General features: G+C 34.7%; 27 protein-coding genes and 1 other annotated feature. Of the genes, 4 read left to right on the top strand and 23 right to left on the bottom strand.

What is annotated here, in order from left to right:
- Positions 1-70: 70 nt before the first annotated feature.
- On the bottom strand, positions 71-364 hold the full coding sequence (locus JOC75_RS18570; RefSeq protein ID WP_204955489.1) for a post-transcriptional regulator: 294 nt from the start codon (positions 362-364) through the stop codon (positions 71-73).
- Between the two features lie 140 nt (positions 365-504).
- Here JOC75_RS18570 and spoVB point away from each other — a divergent pair, with 140 nt between their 5' ends.
- Complete coding sequence (gene spoVB, locus JOC75_RS18565) at positions 505-2073, top strand: stage V sporulation protein B (protein WP_204955488.1); 1569 nt, start codon at positions 505-507, stop codon at positions 2071-2073.
- Between the two features lie 159 nt (positions 2074-2232).
- Here the strand turns inward: spoVB and JOC75_RS18560 are convergent, their stop codons facing one another.
- Positions 2233-2889: a DUF421 domain-containing protein gene (locus JOC75_RS18560; protein WP_204955487.1), complete on the bottom strand. Its 657-nt coding sequence runs from the start codon at positions 2887-2889 to the stop codon at positions 2233-2235.
- 75 nt (positions 2890-2964) lie between these two features.
- A complete protein-coding gene (locus tag JOC75_RS18555; protein ID WP_204955486.1) occupies positions 2965-4257 on the bottom strand; it encodes an ArsB/NhaD family transporter in 1293 nt (430 codons plus the stop codon).
- 385 nt (positions 4258-4642) lie between these two features.
- On the opposite strand from JOC75_RS18555, the gene JOC75_RS18550 reads away from it, so the two are divergent.
- Positions 4643-5029 (top strand): TIGR04086 family membrane protein, encoded by a 387-nt coding sequence (locus JOC75_RS18550; protein ID WP_204955485.1) that lies wholly within the window; start codon positions 4643-4645, stop codon positions 5027-5029.
- Positions 5030-5210: 181 nt separating this feature from the next.
- On the opposite strand, the gene yajC is transcribed toward JOC75_RS18550, so the two are convergent.
- From yajC to nadB, 12 genes are all read right to left on the bottom strand, one after another.
- Positions 5211-5471 (bottom strand): preprotein translocase subunit YajC, encoded by a 261-nt coding sequence (gene yajC / locus JOC75_RS18545; protein WP_204955484.1) that lies wholly within the window; start codon positions 5469-5471, stop codon positions 5211-5213.
- 26 nt (positions 5472-5497) lie between these two features.
- Positions 5498-6643, bottom strand: a complete 1146-nt coding sequence (tgt, locus tag JOC75_RS18540) for a tRNA guanosine(34) transglycosylase Tgt (protein ID WP_146949139.1) — start codon at positions 6641-6643, stop codon at positions 5498-5500.
- An 89-nt stretch (positions 6644-6732) separates the two neighbouring features.
- Positions 6733-7761 (bottom strand): tRNA preQ1(34) S-adenosylmethionine ribosyltransferase-isomerase QueA, encoded by a 1029-nt coding sequence (queA, locus tag JOC75_RS18535; RefSeq protein WP_204955483.1) that lies wholly within the window; start codon positions 7759-7761, stop codon positions 6733-6735.
- 29 nt (positions 7762-7790) lie between these two features.
- Entirely contained in the window at positions 7791-7991 is a 201-nt protein-coding gene (locus JOC75_RS18530) for a DUF2905 domain-containing protein (protein ID WP_146949141.1), read from the bottom strand.
- On the bottom strand, positions 7984-8988 hold the full coding sequence (ruvB, locus tag JOC75_RS18525; RefSeq protein WP_204955482.1) for a Holliday junction branch migration DNA helicase RuvB: 1005 nt from the start codon (positions 8986-8988) through the stop codon (positions 7984-7986). The genes JOC75_RS18530 and ruvB overlap by 8 nt, the downstream gene beginning before the upstream one ends.
- Before the next feature lie 9 nt (positions 8989-8997).
- The gene (gene ruvA, locus JOC75_RS18520; protein ID WP_204955481.1) at positions 8998-9606 is read right to left on the bottom strand and encodes a Holliday junction branch migration protein RuvA; all 609 of its coding nucleotides are present in this window, start codon (positions 9604-9606) and stop codon (positions 8998-9000) included.
- A 340-nt stretch (positions 9607-9946) separates the two neighbouring features.
- Entirely contained in the window at positions 9947-10480 is a 534-nt protein-coding gene (locus JOC75_RS18515; protein WP_338036609.1) for a BofC C-terminal domain-containing protein, read from the bottom strand.
- 121 nt (positions 10481-10601) lie between these two features.
- Positions 10602-11312, bottom strand: a complete 711-nt coding sequence (locus JOC75_RS18510) for a YhcN/YlaJ family sporulation lipoprotein (protein WP_204955480.1) — start codon at positions 11310-11312, stop codon at positions 10602-10604.
- Between the two features lie 368 nt (positions 11313-11680).
- The gene (safA, locus tag JOC75_RS24290) at positions 11681-13051 is read right to left on the bottom strand and encodes a SafA/ExsA family spore coat assembly protein (RefSeq protein ID WP_204955479.1); all 1371 of its coding nucleotides are present in this window, start codon (positions 13049-13051) and stop codon (positions 11681-11683) included.
- Positions 13052-13580: 529 nt separating this feature from the next.
- On the bottom strand, positions 13581-14675 hold the full coding sequence (gene nadA / locus JOC75_RS18500; RefSeq protein ID WP_420828042.1) for a quinolinate synthase NadA: 1095 nt from the start codon (positions 14673-14675) through the stop codon (positions 13581-13583).
- A 28-nt stretch (positions 14676-14703) separates the two neighbouring features.
- Complete coding sequence (gene nadC / locus JOC75_RS18495; RefSeq protein ID WP_204955477.1) at positions 14704-15534, bottom strand: carboxylating nicotinate-nucleotide diphosphorylase; 831 nt, start codon at positions 15532-15534, stop codon at positions 14704-14706.
- Between the two features lie 3 nt (positions 15535-15537).
- Positions 15538-17082, bottom strand: a complete 1545-nt coding sequence (nadB, locus tag JOC75_RS18490) for an L-aspartate oxidase (RefSeq protein WP_204955476.1) — start codon at positions 17080-17082, stop codon at positions 15538-15540.
- 117 nt (positions 17083-17199) lie between these two features.
- On the opposite strand from nadB, the gene JOC75_RS18485 reads away from it, so the two are divergent.
- Together JOC75_RS18485 and JOC75_RS18480 are read left to right on the top strand one after the other, a co-directional pair.
- Positions 17200-18330 carry an IscS subfamily cysteine desulfurase gene (locus JOC75_RS18485; protein WP_204955475.1) on the top strand — a complete coding sequence of 377 codons (1131 nt, stop codon included), beginning with the start codon at positions 17200-17202 and terminating at the stop codon, positions 18328-18330.
- Positions 18331-18373: 43 nt separating this feature from the next.
- Complete coding sequence (locus JOC75_RS18480) at positions 18374-18919, top strand: transcription repressor NadR (RefSeq protein WP_204955474.1); 546 nt, start codon at positions 18374-18376, stop codon at positions 18917-18919.
- Positions 18920-19260: 341 nt separating this feature from the next.
- Here JOC75_RS18480 and pheA read toward each other — a convergent pair whose 3' ends face one another.
- From pheA to JOC75_RS18440, 8 genes are all read right to left on the bottom strand, one after another.
- A complete protein-coding gene (gene pheA / locus JOC75_RS18475) occupies positions 19261-20130 on the bottom strand; it encodes a prephenate dehydratase (protein WP_204955525.1) in 870 nt (289 codons plus the stop codon).
- Between the two features lie 24 nt (positions 20131-20154).
- Complete coding sequence (locus JOC75_RS18470) at positions 20155-20598, bottom strand: ACT domain-containing protein (RefSeq protein WP_146949151.1); 444 nt, start codon at positions 20596-20598, stop codon at positions 20155-20157.
- A 240-nt stretch (positions 20599-20838) separates the two neighbouring features.
- Positions 20839-22122, bottom strand: a complete 1284-nt coding sequence (obgE, locus tag JOC75_RS18465) for a GTPase ObgE (protein WP_204955473.1) — start codon at positions 22120-22122, stop codon at positions 20839-20841.
- 55 nt (positions 22123-22177) lie between these two features.
- Complete coding sequence (locus JOC75_RS18460) at positions 22178-22741, bottom strand: Spo0B C-terminal domain-containing protein (protein ID WP_204955472.1); 564 nt, start codon at positions 22739-22741, stop codon at positions 22178-22180.
- A gap of 493 nt (positions 22742-23234) precedes the next feature.
- Complete coding sequence (rpmA, locus tag JOC75_RS18455) at positions 23235-23525, bottom strand: 50S ribosomal protein L27 (protein ID WP_146949154.1); 291 nt, start codon at positions 23523-23525, stop codon at positions 23235-23237.
- The gene (locus JOC75_RS18450) at positions 23519-23878 is read right to left on the bottom strand and encodes a ribosomal-processing cysteine protease Prp (protein WP_204955471.1); all 360 of its coding nucleotides are present in this window, start codon (positions 23876-23878) and stop codon (positions 23519-23521) included. The genes rpmA and JOC75_RS18450 overlap by 7 nt, the downstream gene beginning before the upstream one ends.
- A gap of 11 nt (positions 23879-23889) precedes the next feature.
- Positions 23890-24198, bottom strand: a complete 309-nt coding sequence (gene rplU, locus JOC75_RS18445; protein WP_204955470.1) for a 50S ribosomal protein L21 — start codon at positions 24196-24198, stop codon at positions 23890-23892.
- A gap of 13 nt (positions 24199-24211) precedes the next feature.
- Positions 24212-24293, bottom strand: a sequence feature (ribosomal protein L21 leader region).
- 207 nt (positions 24294-24500) lie between these two features.
- A complete protein-coding gene (locus JOC75_RS18440; RefSeq protein ID WP_204955469.1) occupies positions 24501-25952 on the bottom strand; it encodes an Rne/Rng family ribonuclease in 1452 nt (483 codons plus the stop codon).
- Positions 25953-25977 lie beyond the last annotated feature (25 nt).

Raw genomic sequence — 25977 nt, 5'->3', positions numbered from 1 at the left:
GAAGAAATCACTTTGGCTGTTAACTTCTACACTAAAAAATTATACGCTTTTATATTGAATGGAAGCAATGCTAAATAAGACCTTTTAGTAGATCTTTTCCTTCATCACTATCAAACCAGTTATCTTTTTTAAACGATTCAACTGTTGCATAGTTCATGAAGTCACCTACTTTAAGTGCCAAAACATCACGAACAACTTCATGAACAAACAATTCAGGCGTTTTTCTCCATTTTTTATTTTTCAAGAAATTCCATACCTTTTCTTCTGACACATCACGATAACCCAACAATATAAATTCCTCTAGCTTGCTTCTTATTGCTGGCTTTACATGATCTCTAAAATCATCAAATGGTTGCTTGTCCATATAACCTCTCCTTTTTAGAATTTCTTATGTAAACTTTTGATGTTTATATATTCTATACAGAACTTGTCATGCTTGGCCTAATCCTGTGCATATAGTAATTGTATAGCATTACACGTTATTTGAGAAGGCAGGGGAAAGGAATGTCAAAGCAAACGTTTCTAAAAGGAACGCTTATTTTAATATTAGCAGGATTTATCACACGTGTCTTAGGCTTTATTAATCGAATTGTTGTCGCAAGATTTATCGGTGAAGAAGGTGTAGGTTTATATATGATGGCTGTTCCTACACTCGTTTTAACTATTACCATTACACAGCTTGGCTTGCCTGTAGCGATATCAAAATTAGTTGCTGAAGCTGAAGCTCAGGGAGATCAAAGGAAGATAAAGAAAATTCTTGTTGTTTCATTATCTATTACAGGCTTGCTTAGCTTAATATTCACCCCAACAATGTTTTTTCTATCTCCTTACCTAGCTGAATTATTTAGGGATAGTCGTACAGTATGGCCATTATATGCGATTGCACCAGTTGTGCCAATTGTTGCGATCTCGTCAGTTATTCGCGGTTACTTTCAAGGAAAACAAAACATGCGCCCTGCTGCTATATCTCAAGTATTAGAACAACTTGTCAGAATTTCATTAGTAGCTATCTTAACAAGTGCTTTCCTACCATATGGAATTGAATATGCGGCGGCTGGTGCTATGATTTCTGCTGTCATCGGAGAATTAGTTTCTCTTATTTACCTTTTAACAATGTTTAAGCTCAAGAAAAAAATGAAAATCCGGAAAAAGTTTTTTAAATCGGCTAAAAATGGAAAAGATACTTTTCAACAATTAATGAGTATTGCACTACCAACTACAGGAAGTAGATTCATAGGCTCCATTGCATGGTTTTTCGAACCTATCGTTGTAGCAAATAGTCTAGCCATCGCCGGTGTTGCTACAGCTGTTGCAACAAGTCAATATGGTGGACTAACTGGTTATGCACTACCATTGCTTATGTTACCATCTTTTATTACATATTCTCTTTCTACCTCCTTGGTTCCTGCAATAAGTGAAGCAATGGCGCAAAATCAACTTAAGCTTGTTGAGCATCGACTTCAGCAGGCGATTAGATTATCGATTGTAAGTGGTGGTCTTTCTTGTGTTGTGTTATATGTTTTTGCTGAACCATTGATGACTGTTATGTATGGTAGTAGTAAATCAGCCATTTTCGTTCAAGTAATGGCACCATTCTTTATTTTCTACTATTTCCAAGGCCCACTACAAGCTGTTTTACAAGCTTTGGATTTAGCTAAAGCAGCAATGATCAATAGCCTAATAGGATCTGCAATAAAAACAGCATTAATCTTTACCTTAGCATCGAGACCTTCATTAGGAATAATGGGAGCAGCATTAGCAATAGTAATTGGTATCATGCTTGTTACATTATTACATTTCGCAACTGTAATGAAGGTTATACCATTTACTATATATGTGAAGGATTATATAAAAAGTGGTTTGACAATGGTCATATCTGGAGTAGCTGGTTACCTATTTTACGAAAATGTATTCCTTAATTCTTCAAGTATTCTTCGGTTAATAGCAGCATTAATTGTTACATCCATCATCTACTGCTTGCTGTTATTTGTTTTGAATTTAGTAGAGAAAGATGAAGTGAAACGGTTACCTTATGTTGGTGGATTTTTAGCAAAATTAATACCTGTTAAATAATACCCAATACAAAATCGACAGCTAAATGACCTAGCTGTCGATTTTGTGTACCCTCTTTTAGATTGTTACTTTTAAAAATAGTAGTAAATTGAAAACAATAAATTAATAAATAGGCGAAAAAAAGTAGGGTTTTATCCCTATCTTTGGCAAATAGATATTCTATTTTTTTTCATCCTTTATATCAATAAAAAAGATCCCTTTTCCAAAGGTACATAATGATATTGCACTAATATCTTTATACCCTAATTTACGAAGTTGCTGCCTTAACCATAAATTATTTTTGTCAATTACTTTTAAATTGTCTTCATTTATCTGTCCATCAACAATTAGTGGCACCTGCAGCTCAGGTTGCTTCTTTTGCTTTTTTTGTTTTTCTATTACTGAAAGTTTGCCAGTAGGCTCTAGAATGGCAAACTCGACGTCGGCCACATTACTAATATTTTTATCGCGTAATTGTGTCATTAAATCATCAAAGTTATAACGTTGTGTTTTCATGGCATGCTCATCCACTTTTCCCCGATTAATGATGATTGTTGGTTTCCCATCTAATAGATGTCTAATTTTTTGGTTTTTCAAAGACAAGTAGGCGAGAGAGATTTGAATAATCATTAATAAACTCATTGGAACAACTGTATGAATTAATGGATCTTTTTCATCCTCAATAGCTGTAACAGCCATTTCAGCAATCATAATAAAAACCACTAAATCGAGTATACTTAATTCTCCAATCTCCCTTTTACCCATTAAACGAAAGATAATTACGATTAAGAAATAAAGAAAAAGTGTACGAGCCACAATGGTTAGAAACCACTCCATAATATGGCCTCCTTATCAGCATGCAGTTTATTAATACTTAGTTTGAGCGATAAGTTTATATTTATGTAACTGTATTTAATTTGTAAAATTAATTAGATATCTAAAATAGATATAAATAGATGAAATAAAAAGAGATATGATCACTATTGGGAAACCTACCTTTAGAAATTCAATAAAGCTTATATGCTCTTTTTCTTTGGCTGCTAATCCTGCGACAACTAAATTTGAGCTTGCACCTAACAGCGTTCCATTTCCACCTAAGCAAGCACCTAGTGCCAATGACCACCATAACGGATCGAGATTTGTCATTCCATAATCCTGGAATTCTGTTATAACTGGGATCATGGCAGCTACAAAGGGGATATTATCTACAAAACCTGATAACACTCCTGTCATCCAAAGAATTAACATAGAAGTCTTCGGTAAATCACCTTCTGTATAAAACACTAGTCCCCTAGCTAATTCATCAATTATTCCTACCTCTTCTAGACCTCCAATTAACATAAATAAACCGATAAAGAAAAATAATGTTCCCCATTCCACCTGTTTAAAAACCTCTTCAGGTTTATACTCATCCTCAGTTAACAAAAGTAATAACAATGCACCTGCTAAAGAAACACTTGTTAAATCTATGTGAAGAATCGGATTTAATACAAATCCAGATATCGTCATACACAATACAGCTAGTGATTTAGGTAACGCTGCTGTTACTTTTAAATAGTCAGATGCTTTTATTGAAGATAATTTCACTTGATCAATATGATTTACATTTAACTTCGGCCAGTAAAGAATTATTAAATAAATTAATACAACTGCATAGATAATTAGAACAATTGGACTCAAGTGAAAAAGAAAAGCATTGAATGTTAAATGCTCCACGGCCTGACCGATCATAATATTAGGTGGATCACCAATTAAAGTTGCTGTTCCTCCAATATTAGAAGCAATGATAATAGAAATTAAATAAGGCATTGCAGGAATATCAAGCATTCTAACTATTGTTAGGATGATTGGAACTAGTAACAAAACCATCGTTACATTTGCCAAAAATGCTGATCCAATTGCAGTTAAAGTTGATATCACTATGAGCAGAGGTATCGGCTTTCCTCCAACTGCTTTTGCCATAACGATAGCGACATATTCAAATACACCTGTTTGACTTGTAATAATAACAATAAGCATCATTGAAAATAACAAAGCGATTGTATTCCAATCAATATATGATAAAAAAGCTTTGTTCACATCATATATCCCTACTATGAGCATAACAACTCCGCCAAATCCTGCTGCTACAGCTCTGTCAATTTTTTCAGTCATAATAATAAAATATGTTACGAGAAAGATGATAACAGTTAAAATTGTAAGCATCGTTTATCCCCCTTGAAAGCACAAATGTACTAGTGCTTTGCTTCATGTGCACTTTTGTACAACAATTTCTCTATATGCTTTATTAGCTTTTTGAAACGTTTATATGATTATTTTAATAAACATTGCTGCTTCTAGAATTTCGATTGAAATCAAAGCTACAAAGCAATCTACCCTCAAACAAGCCTTATAAAATCTATCGATAGTATTGTTGATTTCTTTTTAATTTTTTACCATCTACCACTATGGTACATGTCCTCTTTACCATCATATGATGCAAGTCCACTAAAATATTTATAGTCTTTTTTTTTCTTCTATGAATATTCTGTAATAAGACGAGCTACAACAAGCTTTGGTACTATTTTTATTTTTTAGGGGGGACGTTAAAATGGAAACAAAAAGATGGGGAAAAGCGATTCTTTATGGTCTCATTACAATATTTGTGATCGCTTTAGTGACAAGCTTAACTTTTTCTTTATTATTAAAATTTACTAGTCTTACAGAATCTTCTATTACATGGGTATTACTAGGAATTTCTTTATTGACTTTATTTATCGGTGGATTTGTTGCTGGAGGTAACGGTAAAGAAAAGGGTTGGTTAATTGGAGGAATAACTGCGTTACTTTATTCATTAATTATTCTTCTATTTAAATTTTTGGGTCACGGACAAGTATTTACAACTGAAGAGTTGATGTATCATGGAGGATTTTTATTAATTGCAATGTTAGGTGGAGTTTTTGGCGTTAATTTGTCAGCATCAAGAGAAAGTAAATAACAAGGTGCCTTGGTCATCACCGATAAACTAAGATGAGCATCGACTGAGTTCATAGGGAGATAATCTGAAGACATATAGGAGATACCATTTGCTACCGATACAAGTTACCTTTCTTTTCTTATAAAAACCATACAAAAAAACAGGGGATAGCCCCTGTTTCTATTTGTATGTATCATACATATTAGTCTTTTGCTACTTCACGTACTGAACGACGATCAAACGTTAAACGAGTACCGTCACCAACTTTTAATACAATCTTATTTTCATCAATTGAATCAAGAATACCGTGAAGGCCGCCAATTGTAATAATCTTGTCGCCTTTTTGTAGGCTGTTCTGCATTTCACGAACCGCTTTTTGTTGCTTTTGTTGCGGACGAATTAGCAAAAAGTAAAAGATCGCAAACATTAACACTAAAGGTAAAACTGTTGTTAACATATCCATTAAATATCACCCCTTTCAAGCATGTATTAAAAGTTCTTGGCATTTGGTTTATTAAAACCATATTTTTCAAAGAATTCATCGCGGAAATCGCCTAGACGATCCTCACGAATAGCTTGTCTAACTTGCTCCATTAAGTTTACCAGAAAATATAGATTATGATAAGATGTTAATCTTAATCCGAAGGTTTCTTCAGATTTTATTAAGTGTCGAATATAAGCTCTGGAATAATTTTTACATGTATAGCAATCACAATTTTCGTCAAGAGGACCAAAATCTCTAGCAAATTTCGCATTTTTCACAACAAGTCGACCTTCACTTGTCATAAGTGTACCATTTCTTGCAATACGTGTTGGTAATACACAATCAAACATATCAATACCACGAATCGCACCATCAATTAACGAATCAGGAGATCCTACTCCCATTAAATAACGAGGTTTATTATCAGGCATAAGTGGTGTTGTAAAATCCAACACTCTGTTCATAACATCTTTTGGTTCTCCAACTGATAATCCACCAACCGCATATCCAGGGAAATCTAATGACACTAAATCTCTTGCACTTTGCTTACGTAATTCTTCATATTCTCCGCCTTGAATAATTCCAAATAACCCTTGATCATTTGGTCTTTGGTGAGCTTCTAAACAGCGCTCAGCCCATCGGCTTGTTCTTTCAACTGATTTCTTCATATAATCATATTCAGCAGGATATGGTGGACATTCATCAAAAGCCATCATAATATCTGATCCTAAATCATTTTGAATATGCATAGCTTTTTCAGGTGAAAGGAATAGCTTATCCCCATTTAAATGATTACGGAAGTGAACTCCCTCTTCCTCGATTCGACGGAAATCACTTAAACTAAATACTTGAAACCCACCAGAATCTGTTAAAATGGATCGATCCCAATTCATAAATTTATGTAATCCACCAGCTTCTTTAACAATCTCATTACCTGGACGAAGCCAAAGATGATAGGTATTACTTAGAATAATACCAGCACCCATTTGCTTCAGGTCCTCAGGTGACATTGTTTTTACAGTTGCAAGTGTTCCTACAGGCATAAAAACTGGTGTTTCAAAGCTACCATGGGGCGTATGAACGATTCCAAGTCTTGCTCCTGTTTGTTTGCATGTTTTAATCAGTTCGTAACGAATTGGTGATGTTGACACCTATATTTCCTCCTTAATCGAAAGTGTATGTTATTATCCCACGAAGATATGAACATACACTAATTAACTTTCTTAATTCTTTTCAAATCTTAAATAATCAGCATCGCATCTCCAAAGCTAAAAAATCTATACTGCTCTTTTACAGCTGTTTCATATGCGTTCATGACATTTTCTCTTGAAGCAAGAGCACTAACTAACATAATAAGCGAAGATTTAGGAAGATGGAAATTTGTAATCATTCCATCAATACCTTTAAAGTCGTAACCTGGATAAATAAAGATATTTGTCCAGCCATTCTCTGAAACATATTGACCATTATGCTTTGATGCAATAGTTTCAAGCGTTCTAGTAGAGGTTGTCCCAACAGATATAATACGACCACCTTTTGCCCTTGTTTCATTTAGAAGAGCTGCAGTACCTTCTGTAACCTGATAGAATTCTGCATGCATTTCATGCTCCTCCACTGTATCAGCACTTACAGGACGGAATGTGCCCAAACCAACATGAAGAGTAATAAAAGCAATATGTACCCCTTTTGATTTAAGCTGCTCAAGAATTTCCTCTGTAAAATGTAAACCAGCTGTCGGTGCAGCTGCTGACCCTATTTCACGGGAAAAAACTGTTTGATATCTCTCACGATCATCTAATTGTTCTTTAATATATGGTGGGAGTGGCATTTCTCCAAGTGTTTCAAGTACTTCATAAAAAATACCTTCATAGTCAAACTTTAATAATCGTCCACCATGTTCACTAGATCCAACACATGTAGCTTTCATAACACCTGAACCAAATGTAACAACAGTTCCTTCTTTGACACGCTTTGCAGGTTTAACAAGTGTTTCCCACACATTATCTTCCTGTTGCTTTAATAAGAGAATTTCAATACTTGCACCCGTATCTTCTTTTACACCAAAAAGTCTTGCAGGCATAACTCTTGTATTATTTAACACAAGACAATCACCTTCATTGAAATAATCAATGATTGCCTTAAAAGACTCATGCTTTATTTCGCCTGTTTCTTTTTTTAGAACCATTAACCTTGAAGCATCTCTTTCCTTAAGAGGAACCTGAGCAATCAGTTCTTCCGGGAGATGAAAATCAAATAATTCTACCTTCAATAAACTCACCTATTTTCTATCTAAACTTGTTACTTAAAACGACCCAAAATTGAAAAGACAATTGATAGCACTATGCTTATAACAATACAAGTTACTATTGGAAAAAAGACTGTTGTATTTCCTTTTTTAAAAATAAGGTCACCAGGTAGTTTACCAATAAATTGCATGAAAAATCCAATCACTAATAGTAATCCACCTAATATCATGAGTATCTTAGGAAATTCAGTCATGATGTGGAGCCTCCATTTGAAAATGATGATAAACAAGATTTGTTACAATTCTTCCCCTTGGAGTTCGTTGGAGAAAGCCAATTTGTAATAAATAAGGCTCATAAACATCCTCGATTGTATGCGATTCTTCTCCTATTGTAGCCGAAATTGTATCAATCCCAACCGGTCCACCACGAAATTTTTCGATAATCCCTAACAATAGCTTATGATCAATATGATCTAAGCCTAACTTATCAACCTGGAGTTTTTCCAAGGCATCAATTGCAAGCTCATATGTGATCGTGTCTTCACCCATAACTTGAGCAAAATCTCTCACTCTTCTTAATAAACGATTGGCAATTCTAGGGGTACCTCTTGATCTTCTTGCCATTTCAATGGCACCATCATGCTTAATACCCACTTCAAGAATATCAGCTGTTCGCTCTATAATATGAGCTAATTGACTTTCATTATAGTACTCTAATCTGCTTAAAACTCCAAAGCGATCACGAAGCGGAGCCGTTAATAAGCCTACCCTTGTCGTGGCACCAATTAATGTAAAAGGAGGAAGATCAAGTCGAACAGATCTAGCTGTTGATCCCTTACCAATCACAATATCCAAACAAAAGTCCTCCATTGCTGGATATAATACCTCTTCAATTGAACGTTGTAATCGGTGGATTTCATCTATAAAAAGCACATCACCAGGTTCAAGTGCTGTCAAAATCGCCGCTAAATCACCGGGTCTTTCAATAGCAGGACCTGATGTTGTCCTAATATTTACACCCATCTCATTTGCAATTATCGTAGCCAATGTGGTCTTTCCTAATCCAGGGGGACCGTACAAGAGGACATGGTCGAGAGTCTCACTTCTCATTTTTGCAGCTTCAATAAATACTTTAAGGTTTTCCTTTGCTTTATCTTGTCCGATATATTGTGATAATGTTTGTGGTCTTAAGCTTTGTTCGATATACGTTTCTTGTAAATCTGCTTCACTGGATACAAGACGTTCATCCATATTTATCACCTATTTTAATAGCTTTTGCAATGCTTTTTTAATATAAAGATCTGTCGTTAAGCTTTCTTCCTGTAACGCAGGAAGAACTTTTTTAATTTCACGTTCAGCATAGCCTAAAACTTTTAAAGCTTCAACTGCTTCATTTAATGCCTGGTTTGTTGTGTATTTTTGTTCTATATCTTCATGTGTAAATAAGTCTGGAGAATATAGTGCGGCAACTTCTTCCAATTTACCTTTTAAATCAAGAATAATCTGACGTGCAGTTTTTTTACCCACACCAGGAAATTTCACTAAAAACGTATCATTTTCATTTTCAATTGCTTCGATAACTTGTGATGGATTTCCAGATGCTAAGATGGCAAGCGCACCCTTTGGTCCAATCCCTGTTACGTTTAATAGCTTCATGAAAAGTGCTTTTTCCTCTCTAGATGGAAAGCCATATAAAGCTAATAAATCCTCACGAACATGCTGATATGTATAAACAATGATTTCTTCACTACTATTCTTTCTATAGCTAAAAGGATTAGGTGTATGAATTTGATACCCCATTCCTCTATGATCAATCACAATGTATTCAGGTGTTACATTATCCACATACCCTTTAATAAATTCAATCATTTCCTTCACCTCTTATTGACTGTACCTCATTGTATCAAAAAACTTGACTAATCAGAAGGATAATTCATTACAATAAAAGAACCCGTACAATTGTTCCCTTCTATTTTACCATGATGTGAAGGAAATTGTATGAATTATTAAAGTGTTGTTTGTGGAGTTTTCGAAAAGGACATTCTAAAAAAAGACGTCAATACAAAAAAAGAAGGCAAAACTAACTGAAAAAACAAGCTGATATATATTGCATTCGCCAATATTTTGATGATGGATTTAAATAGATTTGCGCAATAACTCTTTTTACAAAGAAAAAGCTAACCAGAAAAAATCTAAGTTAGCAAAATTTCTATTTTTTTTCAGCTTTTGAATAGGTCTCAAACATTTTTATTACTTCTAAGTATTGATCTTTTGTTTGTATTCTTATGCCTTGAATTAATTCATCATGCTTATGACTTTCAAGCTTATCCATATCAATTTGAAAAAAAGATTGAATAACTTCACTTGTTTCTGGCTTGCCATTAAAAATGGAGAGTGTCCCATCTCCTGCAATTCCAAAGTAGCCATTTGTCTTTAGTAAAGGTGAAATATCATCAATATTCTTTTTAAAAATAACTCGATCTTCATTTTGATCAACCAACTGCCAGCTCTCATATGATGCCCAAAAATCCTCCATAGAAAGGATTGTTTCCTTCGTTATTTCTTCACTAACTTCTCCGTCTAAATATTTCCGCTGTAAGATAACCTCAATTGTTAATGGATCTCTTACACTCTGTTCTTCTGCTCTTATATACTGATGACTACCGTTTGTTACTGTGATACTTACAATAAAAACAAGAATACAACAAACAGTAATGATGTGACCACGATGAAACTTACTCACCAATCTCACCTCGTTCATAAAATTCATTAAACACAATCTCAATTATTATTGTGACCATTTATAGAAGGATTATCCAAAAAAGATCAATAAAAAAAGGGGCATTGCCCCTTTTTACGAAAATTTAGCGCTCACCATTAAATGGACGTTGAATAGCATCCCCTAAATCTTCCATTAAATCATTAACATCTGTATCAATTGCTTCTCTGTCTCCACCATTACGAATATCATTGTCAATATTTCGTATACGAGTAAATGTTCCTTCATCAGTAATAACTTGGACATTTCTGCCTTTAGTCATTTTTCGTATTTCACTCGTGATTTTCTCTTTCATATCTGCATCGTTTCTGTCATGAGTATCAACAGCTACGATTACATTATCATCGGTTACTAAAACACGAGCATCATCTACGTTATCAATTTTCTCAACCGCATTCTTTACTTTATCTGAAACTGCTCCATCTCCACGATTATAATAACCAACCTCGTTTAAGTGTCCATGATAGTTTGCGTCACCATGACTAAAACGATTATCTCGTACAAGACCGTTATCACGGTCACCTAAAGGAACTGTTGGATTTGACATGTTACGATTGTCATAACGGTCATTTACACGACGAAAATAATTATCTTCGTCATTCATGCCATCCATCATTTCTGTGATAGGTCCTTCATTATCAACATCTGTATTTTCATTTGAATAGTATCCAATAGGTCGAGTATTGTTATCATTATCTCCATTATTTAGGGCACCTTCATTACCATTACAAGCAGTTAAACTTGTTGTTAATAGAGCGATTGCCGTTAAAGTAGAAGCCTTTTTACTGTTTATCAATACAAAAACCTCCCTGTTTAGATACACTCAAATTAAGCAATCAATCATCAATTGCTCATTACCTATGATGTGCTTGAAGCAGGAAGATAAGTCTGTTACTTTACGCCAACTTGTTTAAATAATGGAGATTCATTTATTTTCGGCCAAATACTAGTTTTTTGTATGTAATATGTTTCTTTGCTTTTAGACGTCATTCTCTGTTGCAAGCAGTGTATTATTATATAGAAGGTGCGATTTGAAGAAGATAATATTCAATTAATTTTGTACCAAGTTGATTCCATCTGATTCCTAAAAACAACAAGGTTTACGAAATCAGCCAAATATAAAAACAGGGAATGAATATATCATCCCCTGTTTGTCATATTATTTTAATCTTCCTCTTCTTCACGATCATAATTTGGCATACCAAACATTTGCGCACTCGGATCAAGTTGACCTGGTTGACCTGGTTGACCTGGTTGACCTGGGTATGGTGTTTGATTATAGCCATATGGATTATAACCATATGGTGATGGTGCATAACCTTGTGGAGCCATGTATGGTTGTTGCATTGGGTATCCACCATAAGGCTGCTGCGCCATAGGATAGCCTTGTTGATAAGGATATGGATTTGCATATTGCTGTGGAGACGGACCTCCACATCCACAATCATCCTGATCATAAGCAGGAGCTACTTGAGGATATGGCTGATTTGGCATATTAGCATGCTCAGCATAATCTCCATCTGGAGCTTCTCCATAAGCACCCATCACTTGACTTGGATAGCCAAGTCCTGTTCCTGGCATAACTGGTGAAACTGGTACGCCTGCATATGGGTTTACAGGAAATCCATGACCTTGCCCATAATGAGCTGGAGCTACTTGCTGTTGATATGGCATATAAGGCTGATTTGGTACATTTTCATGATCATAGTCATAATCATCATCATCATAAGCTTCAGGACTCACAGCTGATGGATATGGCTGATTCGGCATCATAGCAGGACCAGGCGCATAAGGCATTTGTTGCATAGGATAATATGGTGGACAAAGTCCTGTTCCCGGTAATACAGGTGAAACTGGCACCATGTATTGTGGTGCTACATATTGCGGTTGTGGTTGATACATTGCCGGTTGATTATAGGCAGGCATCTGCATATTAGGCATGTTTGGTACATTCGGCATGTTGGCCATATCTTTTAAATCCTCCTCATGGTGTTCTTCTTTTGGTAGATAATATGGCTCTGCATGATGATTTTCGTTAGGCATTTCTTCGTCTACTTTTGTCATGTCAGGTAACACATTTGCTGGTTTCGGTGGTAGCTGTGGATTTCCCATTTGCGGCATCATTGCCATATTCACCGTATAATAATTATTCGCTTCCATCCCAGTATATACCGGATGTTGTGCATTAGGTACAGGCGGTATATAAGGTTTTGATGGTTTTTCTGAGATAGGTTCCTTAGGAACAGTGTCTTCAACATCTACAACTGCTTTTGGTTTTTCTTTAGCAAAAGGATGCTCTGCTAAAGGCATTTCTTTCTTAATTGGTGCTTCTTTCTGAATTGGAGCTTCCTTTTGAATTGGAGCTTCTTTTTTCACAGCTACATTTCCAGAAGGAACTTTGATTTTCATACCAGGCATAATTAAATCTGGATTACTTAATTGTGTATTCATGCTCTTAACTTCTTCAAAATTAACTCCATATTTTTTTGCAATCTTCCAAAGTGTATCGCCTTTTTGTACAATATGAATTTTCAATGCTTTCCCTCCTAAGCATAAAAAGTATCTGATGGATAATGAATCATAATGATTTTTACTAAACACCATTATTTTCAGCAAAATATGAACTTAAGCATAATGCCATTATTCTTCATAACAAGTTATGAGAAGAAATCAGTAATTATGTTAAAAATTAATATAAAAGAAACGATTACCTCTCAAATGGCTATATTTATACCTATGTTTGTTTTTTGGAAATTATTAAGGCTATTTTCTTATATGTTTTTGCTTTCAGTCGATTGAAGGAAGCAGCAATGTATAAAGACTGATGTATTCTTAATATCGGTATTTTTACCAATAAGCTCTTAATGAGAGAGGGCAAAACAAGAGGAGCTGGCTTTATATTCAATAATTCAAAAGATGAGCTGTATCACTAGTTAATTCAACTTTTGTTTTAGTTTGTTTAATTTGATTTATAGAATTACTATAGAAAAAAGACCAAATCTGATGAATTGGTCTTTTTTCTATATATTCTTTTATTTTCAGCAGGAAGTCATTATTCTTCCTTTTATACATTTGCTAGCATACGATTTAGCGCTAGAACTGCATCTTGGGTTATATGTTCAGGCACAACAATTCTGTTAGCTGTTTCCCCTTTTTCTAGACCTTCTAATGTCCATAATAAGTGAGGAAGATCAATTCGATTCATTGTTAAGCATGGACACATAAATGGATTTAATGAGACAATTTTCTTATCAGGATGCTGCTGAATGATTCTATTAACAAGATTCATTTCTGTCCCAATTGCCCACTTAGTTCCTGGTTCTGCCGCTTCGATCATATCGATAATGTATTTGGTAGATCCAGCATAATCAGATAAGCCTACAACTTCACGACTACATTCAGGATGAACAATAATATTCATGTCAGGCTCTGTTTTACGTATATGCTCGATGTTTTTCACAGTGAAGTTTTCATGAACAGAGCAATGCCCTTTCCAGAGAATAACCACAACGTCTTCAGGGTTTCCATCGTATTCTAATTCATTAGAGATAGGATTCCATATCGCCATCTTATCAAGAGGAACGCCCAAATCAAATGCAGTATTTCTTCCTAGATGTTGATCAGGTAAAAATAAGATTCGTTGTTTTTGTGAAAATGCCCACTCGAGCATTTTTTTAGCATTTGAAGATGTAACAGTAGCTCCACCGTTTTTTCCAACAAAAGCCTTAATAGCAGCGGTTGAGTTTACATATGTTAAAGGTAGCATAGTATCACCAAAAAGCTTCTGAAGCTTTTCCCATGCTCTGTCTGTTTGTTCAATATCAGCCATATCTGCCATAGAACAACCAGCTCTCATATCAGGTAATAAAACCTTTTGATGTTCTGTAGTAAGCATATCAGCTGTTTCCGCCATAAAGTGTACACCACAAAAAACAATATATTCTGCGTCTTTATTTTTAGCAGCTGCTTGTGCTAGCTGTAATGAATCTCCTGTAACATCTGAGAACTTAACAACTTCATCTTTTTGATAATGATGTCCTGGGATATACAATCTTGAGCCGAACTTCTCTTTAATTTCTCTAACTCTTTTTTCCATCTCTTCAGTTGATCGTGTTTTATAAGATTCTGGCATCATCTCTTTTTTTTCATGTTCAAGAATATCTAATAATTCCACGTGTATTTCCCCCCTATTTTACATTTAAGCTAATATCCAATGATTTATATGAATGAGTTAACATTCCTAAAGAAATATAATCAACATTTGTATTACGGTAATCTGCTAAATTATGAAAGCCAATACCTCCAGAAGCCTCAGTGATAATTTGTTTAGGTGTTAGCTTAACAAATTTTGCTACTTCCTCTGGTGTTCGATTATCAAACATAATTACATCTGCTTTAGCTTCAATGGCTTCTAATAATTGTTCTTCAGTTTCAATTTCCACCTCGATTTTGACCATATGACCTGTTTTATTTCTTACTTCTTTTACAGCATTATAAATAGAACCCGCAAAAGCAATATGATTATCCTTAATCATGACTCCATCATACAATCCAAATCGATGGTTGAAGCCACCACCACAACGAACTGCATATTTTTCAAACATTCTTAGACCAGGTGATGTTTTTCTTGTATCACAAATTCTAGTAGAATCTGATTTCAGTAAGTTAATTGCTTGATTTGTTAAAGTAGCAATCCCACTCATCCGTTGCATTAAATTTAAAATAACACGCTCTCCACTTAAAATGACAGAAACAGGTCCTTCAATTTCAGCAATAATATCTCCCTTTTTTAATACATCTCCATCAAGCTTTTTTACGTTCACAAGAAGATCTGACTGAAAGAGGGAGTATCCTGCTTCTATAATACTAGCACCAGAGAAGATGCCATCTTCTTTTGCAACAATAACAGCTTCACCTCTAGCGGTTTCACCAAAGATTGTTGAACTGGAAATATCTAATTCTCCAAGATCCTCTAAAAAGAATTCTTCTAATTTTTTCTTTAATTTGATCGTATTCAACTGTTACACCTCCACTTGCATTTCATCTTTTGTTCGAATAACATATTTTTGTCTCCAGATTTGATCATTACTCTCAGGAAAATCTAGTCGAAAATGACCCCCTCTACTTTCAGTTCGTCTTAATGCTGATGACGATATGATCCAGCCAATTGTTAACATATTAATTACTTCAATTTGTTCAATTGTGAAATCATTCACATTAAAGTCCCAAAAAGAGACTTGATCTTTATATGATTCAAACCATTTGACAGCATAAAGTAAATCTTTTTCTGTTCTTTGTATGCCCACATATTTTGTCATGATTTCTTGGATTTCTTTTTTATTTGGTAGCTCTATTTCCGTCAGATACGTAGAAGGTACTTCATTAAAGAAATATTCTCTGTCAAAAGATAATGTAGAGATATACTCAGCAATTCTTTTACCAAAAACAAGACCTTCTAACAAAGAATTACTTGCCAGTCTATTCGCACCATGTACACCTGTGCATGCTGCTTCTCCAACCGCAAATAAATTTGGAATTGACGTCTCACCTTTATCATTAGTTAGGATTCCACCCATTAAAAAGTGCATTCCTGGAGCAACAGGGATTTTCCCACTAGCTAAGTCAATTTTATGTTCACGACATAGCTTTGAAATCGTTGGAAATCTTGTTGTGAAGTTCGTAATCATTGAAATATCAAGGTAGATTTTGTTTCCTTTTTTCATTTCATCAAAAATAGCTCTTGATACAACATCTCTTGGCGCTAAATCACCTTGATGATGAAGTTCATTCATAAATACTTTACCGTTCTGGTTAATTAATGTTGCACCTTCTCCTCTAACAGCTTCTGAGATAAGTCCAACACATTTCCCATCTATGTGAAGCATTGTTGGATGAAATTGAATAAACTCCATATCTGCAATTTCTGCTCCTGCTCGGTAAGCCATTGCAATTCCATCACCTGTAATAACGTCTGCATTTGACGTATGACCATATACAGCACCACAACCACCACTAGCTATAATCGTTTTACTTGCTAGATATTGCTCTATTTCACCTTGCTTATTTTTCGTATAAACGCCTATGCATTGACCATTTTTTATAATAAGATCGATAACCAGTTCATTTTCGATTAAATTGATAGATGATTTTGTTACTTCGTATAAAAACTTTGTTAATTCTTTACCAGTAGCATCTCCACCTGCATGAATGATTCTATGATAAGTATGTGCTCCTTCTTTTCCAAGAAGCAATTCACCTTTTTCATCGTAGTCAAAATTCATTCCCCGGTCACACCATTCAAGTATTGAAGAAGGACCATCTTGCACAAGATACTCAACATTTGTTTCGTTATTATGATAGCATCCAGCAACTAACGTATCTGCAAAGTGACTTTTCCATGAATCCCGGTAATGAACTGCAGCTGCAATCCCCCCTTGAGCAAGCATCGAGTTACTTGTCACCCATGAAGATTTAGTAATCACTGTAATATGCTTATGACGAAGATGGTATGCAGTAGAAAGGGCTGCAAGTCCACTTCCAATTATAATTACATCTGTTTGAGGCATAACAACCCTCCTGTAAATTACACCTGTCTTGACACCTATATTTACATAAATTTAAAATAATGACAAGAGTTTTTATTAGATTTACAGTAAGATTATGATAAGGGTGAGGTGAGGGTAGTGATTTATCTGGATTATGCAGCAACAACTCCAATAAGTGATTCTGCACTTGATATATATTGTAAAGTAGCTAAAACTGCCTACGGCAACAGTAGTAGCTTACATGATATTGGTGATCTTTCAGCAAGAACATTGTCAGCTTCTAGAAAAATAATTGCTAATCTACTTGGTGCAAATGAGAAAGGTGTTTTTTTTACAGGTGGAGGCAGTGAAGCAAATATATTAACCGTTCAATCATTATTAAAAGGACTTAATTCGAAAAAGAATCATATTATCACAACACAAATCGAGCATTCTTCTCTTCATACTTATTTCAAAACATTATCTAATGAAGGATACGATGTGACATTTTTGATACCTGATGAAAATGGTCATATTTCTGTATACGATCTCGAAAATCAGCTTAAGCAAAATACCGGTTTAGTTTCTATTCAACATGGAAATTCAGAAATAGGCTCTATTCAACCATTAAAAGAAATTGGTCATTTATTAAAAAATAAAGACATTCTTTTTCACAGTGATTGTGTACAAACATTTGGAAAGCTACCAATTTCTGTTGAGAATTCCTATCTTGATGCTATCTCAATATCTGCTCACAAAATTTATGGACCAAAAGGCATTGGAGCTGCCTATATCAATCCAGCCATTCACTGGCAGCCACTCATAGCTGGCACTACACATGAATCAGGGTTTCGACCTGGCACAGTAGATGTTCCAAGTGCTGCAGCATTTGCAACCGCTGCTCAAGAGATCGTAAGTGAAATGGAGGAAAATACTGAACACTTTCTTCAGTTAAAAAGGCATTTCATTGGTTTACTAAAGCCTTTTAAAGATAAAATCATATTATTAACAGAAGATATCGACCAATCACTTCCAAATATTTTACCTATCGTGATTAAAGGGATAGAAGGGCAATACACAATGTTAGAATGCAATAGGCATGGTTATGCCATTTCTACAGGAAGTGCATGTCAAGTAGGCATGCAGGCTCCATCCCGGCCTCTTACTGCTATCGGATTTGACGAACAGCAAGCAAAGCAATATATTAGAGTATCACTAGGTAAACAAACCACAAAGCAACAAATTGAGACCTTTACAGAAACGTTATATTCGATCGTTAAAAATTTTTAATACGACGGATTGTTACTCCATTCATAAAGAAAGGTAGAATACGATGAAAACTGATAAAATTCTAGGGGAAGAACGAAGAAATTTCATATTAGATTTTTTAATAAAAGCAGCTTCTCCTACTACAGGTGGAGAGTTAGCAAACCTAGCCAATGTAAGTAGACAAGTTATAGTACAGGATATCTCCCTATTAAAGGCTAAAAATTATCCTATTATGGCAACAAGCCAAGGGTATGTTTATATTGCAAAAGAAGAAAGTCCAACCAAAATGAATGAACGAATCATAGCTTGTAAACATAATCCTGATCAGACGAAGGATGAATTGAATATCCTTGTTGATCACGGTGTTTTTGTAAAGGATGTTATCGTTGAGCACCCTGTTTATGGAGACTTAACAGCATCCATAATGGTTGGTAATCGAAATGATGTCAAGGAGTTTATAAAAAAGATTACTGAGCATAATGCCTCCTATTTATCTCAATTAACCGAGGGACTGCACTTACACACTATACAAGCTGATTCCCTTGATAAGCTTGATCTTGCCTGTGAAGAGCTTGAGAGGGCTGGATTTTTATTTAATGGTGATATTTAAAACAATAAATGAGGCTGGGACATAACTAAAGAAATCATCCAAAAGAAAGAATAAATCTAAATTCAGTTAAGCTGAAAAACAAGTTCGTTCCATTGCGCTGCAGACACTCGCTTTCCACGGGGAGGAAGCTAAGCCTTTCCTCTATTCCCGTAGGCGCCTTAGTGTCTTCCGCTCCATTCCACTAGTGCTTAAAAATAGTATGCAAAATCAAATAACTATTGAAGACAGCAAATAAAAACCCGAACTATTAGGAGAATGATCATTTGAAATTCCACCTAATAATTCGGGTTTATCATTAGCTTACTACTTATGTCCCAGCCTCTTTCATTATTTACACGTCATTATTTCTTAATACTCTTCTTAATTGAATAAGCTTCGTATGATCCTAGTAGCTTCACTCCACAGCCTAATGCTTCTAATTCAGCAATAGCTCCTGGAATTAACACTTCATCTATTCGCATATCGATATCAATGATAAAAAAATAATTTCCTAAGCCAGTTTTCATTGGCCTTGATTCAATTTTTGATAAATTTAATTTTCGCCACGTAAATGCTGATAATACCTGATGTAATGCTCCTGATTGGTCAGATGGAAGTGTGATCATTAAAGTAGACTTTTCCCTATCTGGTGAGAGTAAGGGACTATTGTATTCCTTTTTCGCCGGGTGTAAGATCGCAAATCTAGTGTGGTTATATTGATAATCATGTATATTTTCTTTTACAATCTCTAATCCATACTCCTTTGCTGCAAGCTCGTTAGCAATAGCAGCAACAGCTTCATCTGGGTGATTACTTACATATTGAGCAGCTGCTCCAGTTGATGTTGCATAATCATATGTAATACCATTAAAAGTATGATGTAAAAACTTATGACATTGAGCAATTGCATGGGAATGTGAAAAAACTCTTGTGATATTTTCCCATTTTCCTGCGTTTTCAGGATGTACCATTAAATGCTGTTCAATCGGGGAAACGATTTCACCAACAATATTTAATGGTTGCTCATGTATTAAGTAATCCATTGTTAAATTAACTGATCCTTCTAATGCATTTTCTGTAGGTACTACAGCATAATCAACTTTTCCTTCTGCAACTGCATCAATACACTGAGGTATTGTTGAATATGCTACTTCCTCAATTTTTTCTCCAAAAAAGGCTTGTACAGCCAAATGAGTAAAAGTTGCTCGAGGACCTAAGAATCCTACCTTCACTGTCAACTTTCCTTCAACTCCTTATTATGCACCTTGACCAAGAATTTCGACTTTTTCTACGAACTCTAATCTTCTAAGCTTTGTCATTAAGCGATTAATGTCTTCTGTCATTCCATTCGTATTAAGAGAAAGAGTAACATTCGCTCTTCCTTGAATCGGAATTGATTGATGGATCGTTAACACATTGCATCCAGCAGTTGCTACAACAGATAACAAATGAGAAAGTGTTCCACTTCGATCTTCCAAATGGAAAAATAGTGTAATTAACTTTTCTTTTACCATCGTATGAAAGGGAAAAACTGCATCACGATATTTATAAAAAGCACTACGACTTAAATCAACCCGCTGTACAGCTTCAGCAACAGAATCAACTTTCCCTCTTTCTATTAACTTCTTAACTTCAAGCGTTTTCTTCATTGCTTCTGGCAATATATCTTCACGCACTAAATAAAAGGTATCATCCTTCATGATGTCCCTCCCATGATTTTTCTCACTGTAGATAATTTATCACAATATTGGCTAAATTTCTTCTTTTTTCTAAAAGAAAAGAGAAAATGATTATAAAATGACTTAATAAATACTAGTAGATAGCAGTATAAAAGATTACCATTTATACTTTAAATAAAAAATTGATAAAAAGCTACAAAAAAGAGAGCCATTAATTAGCTCTCCTTCTTACATCAATTTATAACTGCGATAAAATCACTTCTACTCAATAAATTCAAATTCATATTCAAGCAGTTTGACGATATCGCCATCTTTTGCTCCTCGTTCACGAAGGGCTTCATCAACACCTAAGCCTCTCAATTGTCTTGCAAAACGTTTAATTGATTCATCACGTGAGAAATCTGTCATTTTAAATAACTTTTCAATCTTTTCACCTGAAAGCACAAATGCACCTTCATCATCACGTGTAATCGCAAAGTTCGGTTCTTCCTTTTTGAATTCATAAACAACTCGATTTTCCGTAATTTCTTCTTCATGAAGAGGAAACTCAGGTGTGTTTTCTATCGCATCTGCTACTGCAAATAATAGCTCACGAACACCTTCACGTGTTACAGCTGATGCTGGGAAGATTTTCACATCGTCATCAAGCTTCTTTCTAAATTCAGCTAGATTTTCTTCAGAGTCAGGCATGTCCATTTTATTTGCTACAATAATTTGCGGACGCTCTGTTAAGCGTAAGTTATATTCCTTTAATTCAGCATTAATTGTTAGGTAATCTTCATAAGGATCTCTTCCTTCTAACCCTGACATGTCTATAACATGAACAATAACACGTGTTCTCTCAATATGTCTGAGGAACTGATGACCTAATCCAACACCTTGATGTGCACCTTCAATTAAACCAGGAAGATCAGCCATAACAAAGCTTCTACCATCCTCTGTTTCAACCATCCCTAAATTAGGAACAAGTGTTGTAAAGTGATATTCAGCAATTTTTGGTTTTGCAGATGAAACAACAGATAATAAAGTTGATTTTCCTACACTTGGAAAACCGACTAATCCTACATCTGCTAATACTTTTAGCTCTAAAATAACATTACGCTCAATACCTGGTTCTCCATTTTCTGAAAGCTCTGGAGCTGGATTTGCAGGTGTGGCAAATCTTGAATTACCACGTCCTCCACGACCACCCTTTGCAATAACCGCTTGTTGACCATGTTCAGTTAAGTCTGCAATAATGTGTCCTGTTGTTTCATCTGTAACGACTGTTCCTGGTGGAACCTTAACAACCATTGGTTGAGAATTTTTACCATGCTGATTTTTTGACATTCCATGCTCACCACGAGGAGCCTTAAAGTGCCTTTTATAGCGGAAATCCATTAATGTTCTTAAGCCTTCTTCAACCTCAAATACTACGTCAGCTCCATTACCACCATCACCACCGGCTGGACCACCCATTGGTACATATTTTTCACGACGAAAAGCAACCATTCCGTTACCTCCGTCGCCACCTTTTACATATATTTTGACCTGATCGACAAACATTGTCTTCCTCCGTTCTAATGCCTATAACATATGCTAAAAAGAATCATTCATTGTTTTAACGATCTGTGATAGTAAGTGATATAGCTGTATTAAGCTCATATGTACTTATTTCAAAGTCATCAATACCAATTTCGGTATGATCTGTTGAATGAATCCATTCTGTTACTAGCTCTGTATTATTTATTTTCCCATCAAATTCAAAGATAAAACAAATTTTATCTTTAACTTGATCGTCTGTTTTAAGTGTTAAACAAAGATGATTTTCACATGTACTATCAACTGTATGATCTAGTATATCCAAAAAACCTTTAGACCATTTAGTTAATAATTCATCATATTCTTTTAATACTTTTAGTTCACCTATAACCTCATACTCTAGATAAAATTGATGCTTACTCCAGTTAAATGTCATAAGAAAGCTAGCAAAAGCAGGCATTTTCAGATTACATAGCTTTGATTCTTGCTGTGCTTCTATGACAATTTCCTCAATAATATCTTTAATTCGATCATATTTTTGCAAAGATAGGTTTCCCTTAATTAGTTGTAGTTTATTCATCCAATCGTGGCGTGAATGACTTAATATATCAACAATTCTTGCTTCGTTCGATTTATTTTCCATACATTTCTCCCACTATTTTAAAAATAATTATTTTCATTAAGGAGTCATTATTTTAGGCTGCAATAGAAATTATAACAAACATTGAATTAGAACATAAGGGATATTCCTAATTTCACTAGAAATAAGCATAAGAAAATCGAAAGTAAGTGATTACTTACCTAGAAACAAAAAAAGTACAATGAAAACAGGTGTAAGAAATCGTATCTATAAAATTAAAGAAATCACCCATAATAAAGCTAAATTATTCAATATATCATACTGTTTTCTATTAATCAGTTAAGCTAAAAAAAGTCCGTTCCATTGTACTAGTTCTTAATAATAACTATGCACAATTAAAATTTCTATTGTAGTTAGTATAGAAACCCAAAAATGCAGGCAGAAATTATTGAAAATATCACCTAAGCTTCGAGCTTATCATTAGCTTAAATAATTACGTCCCAGCTTCATAAAAAAAACTCTAACCTAAGTTAGGTTAGAGTTTTTCTAAATGAACTTATGCTTCTTGTGCTACTGGGTATACACTAACTTTTTTGCGGTCACGTCCGAAACGCTCGAACTTAACAACACCATCAACTTTAGCGTATAGAGTATCATCACCACCGCGGCCTACGTTTTCACCTGGGTAAATTTTCGTACCACGTTGACGGTAAAGAATTGAACCACCAGATACTAACTGTCCATCTGCACGCTTTGCACCAAGACGTTTTGAAATAGAGTCACGACCATTTTTAGTCGAACCTACCCCTTTCTTAGATGCGAAGAACTGAAGATCTAATCTTAACATGAAGTTTCACCTCCTGTTTCATTCATAATTGATACCGAAATATATTGTTCATAGTCTGTTTCAATTGTTTGAAGAGAAACAACCATACCTTCTAACAAAAGTTGAACTTTATCACTAGTTGATTGATCGAGATTTTTAGGTAATCTAACATGTAGATACCCTCCATCCCCACCTTGATCAATTTGTGGCTCAATTTTTGTTAAACTAAGCACTGCATTAACAGATCCAAAGGTAACAGCTGATGCTCCAGCACAAACAAGATCCTTGCCATGCTCAGCGAACTCAGCATGTCCAGACAAAATGAACGATGTTATAAGTCCCTCATTTGAACGATAAATCTTAATATTTATCATTTCAAATAGCCTTACCCGTTGATTTTTTCAATAACAACTTTAGTGTATGGCTGACGGTGACCTTGCTTTTTACGATAGTTTTTCTTAGCTTTATATTTGAAGACAGTGATTTTCTTTTGACGACCATGCTTTTCAACTTTAGCAGTTACAGTCGCTCCTTCAACAGTTGGGCTACCAACTTTAACGTTGTCTCCACCTACAAATAAAACTTTGTCAAACGTAACAGTTTCACCTTGATCAGTACCAAGCTTTTCAATGTAGATCACTTGACCTTCTTCTACTTTGATTTGCTTTCCACCAGTTTCGATAATTGCGTACATTCCAATGCACCTCCTATAAACTCAGACTCGCCAAAATGAGGTGTATGTATTAAAACATCACTTTAATACCTAAATTTGAGCGGTTGTAGCACGGGTGCGCTACAAGTCATAACATTAAATATAATACCAATATCTTTTGAAATATGCAACTGTTTTTTTCATCTAGCTCTCTTTAAGCTTTGTTATTAATTTCCGTCACAGGTATTCGCTCTAGGAGCCTCTTTGGTGCTAGTGCAAGTGGGGGCTCATATGGGCTACTTCTTTAAGCAAAAGCCTTAATTATAAAATAGCTAACTTAATAATTAGTTTTCTGATCTCTCAAGAACAGTTTTCATATCCCCAATATGTTTAATATGATAGCTAGGGATTCTTCGAGAGTATTCTGTAAACACTATTTTATACTGTAGTGTGCTTTCTAACTTAGCTATGTGGTTCTCATTATTCAATAATTGTATAACATCACCTGTTGCTTCTATTAAGATGGCTTCATTATCCATAAATTGATAATTCCATAACTCTCTCTCTAATTTAAAAGCAACTGTTTCAGCAGAAACGACTCTTCCCAAACCATTACATGTTGAGCATTGATTAGTTATGCTTGTGATAAGAGGCTGGCGGACTTTTTTTCTTGTTATTTGCAAAATATTAAGCTCTGTAAAACCAATCACCTTATGTTGAACACGATCTTTCTTCATTTCATTATTAATTGTATTTACTACATCATTTTGATCTTCTTTATACTTCATATCGATAAAATCAATCAAAATTATGCCACTTAAATTGCGTAATCGAATTTGCTTGGCAATTTCAATTGCAGCTAGCTGATTTGTTTTTAACACAGTGTCACGCATCGATAATTTCCCGGAAAATTTTCCTGTATTTACGTCAATAATCGCCATAGCCTCTGTTTGTTCAATGATAATATACGCACCATTTTTTAACCAAACAATTGTTTTAAACAATTTATCTATTTCTTGTTCAAGATTATAGAAGGAAAAAAGCGCCTCCTTTTTATCATGAAAAACAATTGTTGTATTTGGAAACTCTCTTCTTAAATTTTGCACCCGATCAATAGCATCACAAATAATTGTATCTTCTTGATTGATCACAATTTCATTTAATAAACGATCAACAAAGCTTTTTGCTTCATAAACACAAACTGGTTTATCACTTTGCTTTATCTGTAGTGATAAAAACATTTCCCTTAATTTTATATATTCGTGACAAAGCTCTTCTTTGGTTTGGTTTTGGCATGATGTACGAAATAAAAGCCCTTCATTTTCTTGTCTTAACTCATTTGCAATATGTAAAAGCCGTTTTCTCTCTTGATCTTCAGTGATTTTTTTTGAAACTGCAGTATAGTTGCCATATGCCATAAAAACAATTGAGCTTCCACTAAATTCAATATTTGTTGTTAATTTAGGTCCCTTTTGATCATTGCCTTCCTTCACAACCTGTACAAGTATTTGCTCACCTTCTCTAATATAATGAGATATAGATGGTTTTGAATCTTTATGCTGACTTAATTGATAGGATATTAAATCATTACGATGAAGATATCCATTTTGATTTAATCCTATATCAACAAATGCTGCTTGCATACCTGGCAGGACCTTTTTGACTCGAGCATTATATATATTACCAACAATATCTTCTTCAGATGCTTGTGATTGATGGATCTCTGTTAACGAATCATTTTCTAAAACAGCTAGTCTTTTTTCACTTATTTTTTCATTTATAAATATTTTTCGCACGGTAAGACTCTCTTTCTGAGGAGCT

It is taken from the genome of Metabacillus crassostreae (genome assembly GCF_016908395.1).
GTDB lineage: Bacteria > Bacillota > Bacilli > Bacillales > Bacillaceae > Metabacillus > Metabacillus crassostreae.
The sequence above is the reverse complement of the archived record's forward strand: the minus strand, read 5'-3'. Positions and strand labels throughout refer to the sequence as shown.